The sequence below is a fragment of the Alteromonas sp. ASW11-130 genome (genome assembly GCF_026183735.1).
In the GTDB taxonomy this organism is placed as follows: domain Bacteria; phylum Pseudomonadota; class Gammaproteobacteria; order Enterobacterales; family Alteromonadaceae; genus Alteromonas.
The window spans coordinates 1-3,313 of sequence record NZ_JAPFRE010000009.1; the positions used below are offsets into that span (position 1 = coordinate 1).

The window sequence follows — 3,313 nt, forward strand, 5'->3', positions numbered from 1 at the left end:
TACAGCTCCTTGATAGACAAGGCCTGGGCTGGAAGCGTATGAAATCAAATTCGTGGGGATCCCTCAGACTCTGACCCTATTTCTCTATTTCTAAATTATTGATTTTCTAGCTCGACTCGCACTCAACAGGATAAAACCTAGTCCAAACAATGCCATAGAAGTTGGTAAAGGCACACGCGCCATTACCAGGTTGTCAATTGCTGGGTCGAGAAGTAACCCCGGTTCCACCTCTGGGATGAGTGGGAAAAGTGGAGATTGGAAGTCCACTTGATCTAGTCCCGTCCAATTGAGAAACTCTGTCGTCCAAACAGTTGAAAAATTAACAGATGCTGTGACTATGCGTCCATCTGTAAAGAAACCAGTGATGTCAACTATACCGATATCGCCCTCTGGATCCAAATTAGCAACATCAAATGATAAAAAATCAAAGCTGCCACGGTCTATCCGCTGCAGGGATATGACATGTCCAAGCTCACAAAATGTGCACCAACCAAAAATAGCGCTACCATTCGTGTTGGAATGTGGTTCTCCCGCGCCAAAGATCCCGGAGATTGGTCCAATAGAGGAAGAAGACGTCAAAGTGTAACCGTCTTCCACATGAGACATAGCAGGAACAAACTCACTATCATCAGCAACACCTTCAAAATCAATAATAGTTGCGTTAATTGTAAATGATGAACCTAAAAACATTGCTAAAAACATTATTCTACTAATCATGACTTTTCCTTTGATTTTATTTGAATATTTTTTATTACCGCGCCTGATAGGAGTCCTAAAACGGATCCAGAACGAGTCAAACTTCATAAGTAATTGTTTTGGCAAGCATTATGCCACAAGTGCAAGCCATTGATATTTAAGTTTAAATATTTGGATTTAATTATTTTGCGGACGATGTTGTAAAGTTTTTTGACACAAAAACTTAAACGGGTCAGAGCCAGAGGTATCCCCCAAATCAGCACACGAAATCAATAAGATAAAAAAGAGGGAAACATTCATGACGTTTGACGATCAGATCTTTCGCCAAAAAGAGGTGAAGGTTAAGCGCTATCAATGCCCTGTCTATTTTGAAAAAGTCATATCGCTTGTCCGCTATATTTACCGGCACCGTAAGCAGATTGAAGAGGGCTTTAGATACACGCGAAACACGAAGTTCGGATTAGGTTATGAACAGTATAAAAGTGTAAAAAAAAGCAGCGTATGACTCTATTGGTGCTGCTAACAACGTGAGCGTCTCTAGTCGGTATACTTCTTGGTATGGTGCTCGAATCTTTGAATAAACATGGCCGATACCAAGCCAATACCGAGAGCAGGAATGTATTATCGTTCCACTATCTTTGGCTCAGAGCGATCGCTTCCCGAAAACGGTTTACCATGCGCCAGTGGAAAGCTGCACTCGAGTGGTACAGCTCCTTGATAGACCCGGCCTGGAAGCGCATAAAATCAAATTCGTAGGGATCCCTCCGACTCTGATCCTATTTCTACGTGAACGAACTTAATCAACCCTTGGCGTTAATTATTGATTTTTTAGCTCGACTCGCGCTTAGCAGAATAAAACCTAGTCCAAACAATGCCATAGAAGTTGGTAAAGGCACACTCGCCATTACAAGGTTGTCAATCGCTGGCAGAAACAATAACCCTGGTCCCACCTCTGGGGTGAGGGTGAAAAGTGGAGATTGGAAGTCCACTTGTACTAGTCCCGTCCAATTGAGAAACGCCGTTGTCCAATCATTTGAGATATTTAGAGATGCTGTGAGGATGCGTCCATCTGAAAAGAAACCAGTGATGTCAACTATACCGTTACCGCCCCCTAAAAACGCATTAGCAGCATCAAATGATAAAAAATCAAAGCTGCCACGGTCTACCCGCTCCAGGGATATGGTATTTCCTAGCTCATCACAAAATGAGCACCAACCAAAAATAGCGCTACCATTCGTGTTGAGATCTGATGCTTCCGCGCCAATGATCCCGGAAACTGGCCCAATAGAGGAGGAAGATGTCAATTTGTAACCGTCTTCCTCATAATTCATCGTCAGAATTTCCCCACTATCATCAACAACACCTTCAAAATCAATAATAGTTGCGTTAAGAGTAAAAGATGAACCTAAAAGTATTGTTAAAAATATTATCCTACTAATCATAACTTTTCCTTTGATTTTCTTTGAATATATTTATTACCGCGCCTCATTGGATTCCTAGAACGGGTCCAATTTCGTGTCTAACTTCTTCGAAAAATCTTAAGCAACAATTAAGCCCAACCATTAAGAATCTGATTTGTAAGGTAAAGATTCGTATAGCAAGTGTTTCGTATACCGTGTTGTAAAGTTTTTTGACAAAAAAATTAAAGGGGGTCAGAGTACTTTTCTTAAAAAAGGTTTGTTGTTTGCTCGAATACTACAGTTTCACTCGACTAGTTGGCGGCCGCCCTGGTTTTTCATTTTTAAGCGCGATACCTGTTAGATGTTCAATTTGTTGTTTAAACTTTGCGTTTCCGAGGACGAGCTCTTTTCTCGAACATTTTTGAATATTCTTTATAAGTGTTTGAGGTATTTTAGAGGCAAAAAGCGCTCGATAGGATTTTAGGCGAATAATCTTTGTCTGACCTAGAGACATGTAAATGGGATGTGGCGTACATAAAGATGATTTTACGCCTAATGCATTTATTTTATAACTTGACCACTTGTATTCGACGGCGTCACAAACCATTTTAGCTCTTACTGGATTTAATTCTATGTACCTATAGAGTGTGAGCAGATATTCCTCAGTGCATACCAAGCTAGAATGAAACCGTCCTTCCCATAGGGTACCGGTGCGTGTGTATTTTTGGTTGAAATACCTTACATACATACGACCTAATGATTGCATCATTGCGCTCACGCCGCGATTATCTAATTGAGGAGTACAGAGTAAGTGAACATGGTTAGTCATTAACACCCAGGCGTGGATACTGACATTAAACTGCTGCGAAAATTTCTTTAACCAATGAATGTAGACGAAATAATCTTCCTCACATGCAAAGCATACGGCACGGTTGTTACCTCTTTGAATGACATGTTGTGCAAAACCTGCCGGGCCAATACGTTTTTTCCTCGCCATACCTATTCAATTCATCGTTATTAAATAAATATAAGATGAAGAAATTAGACTTAAGCTACAAGCCTGTACTGACGAAAACTAGGCTAATGTACAGCTGCCAGAAGGCGTAAACAAAGTTTGTGGTGTATATTCTGCAGAAAAGTACTCTGACCCTGAGGGATCCCCACGAATTTGATTTCATACGCTTCCAGCCCAGGCCTTGTCTATCAAGGAGCTGTAC

The 3,313-nt window shown here is 41.0% G+C and carries 3 protein-coding genes; all 3 read right to left on the reverse strand.

The window, feature by feature from the left end; all coding sequences use genetic code 11:
• Positions 1–90 precede the first annotated feature (90 nt).
• The 3 genes from OPS28_RS02555 to OPS28_RS02565 all read right to left on the reverse strand — a co-directional run bounded on the left by OPS28_RS02555 (position 91) and on the right by OPS28_RS02565 (position 3,093).
• Positions 91–822, reverse strand: coding sequence for a hypothetical protein (locus tag OPS28_RS02555; protein ID WP_265607868.1), 732 nt, complete (start codon positions 820–822; stop codon positions 91–93).
• Positions 823–1,496: 674 nt separating this feature from the next.
• Positions 1,497–2,138 carry a PEP-CTERM sorting domain-containing protein gene (locus OPS28_RS02560; RefSeq protein WP_265607869.1) on the reverse strand — a complete coding sequence of 214 codons (642 nt, stop codon included), beginning with the start codon at positions 2,136–2,138 and terminating at the stop codon, positions 1,497–1,499.
• Positions 2,139–2,391: 253 nt separating this feature from the next.
• Complete coding sequence (locus OPS28_RS02565; protein ID WP_265607870.1) at positions 2,392–3,093, reverse strand: transposase; 702 nt, start codon at positions 3,091–3,093, stop codon at positions 2,392–2,394.
• Positions 3,094–3,313: the final 220 nt, after the last annotated feature.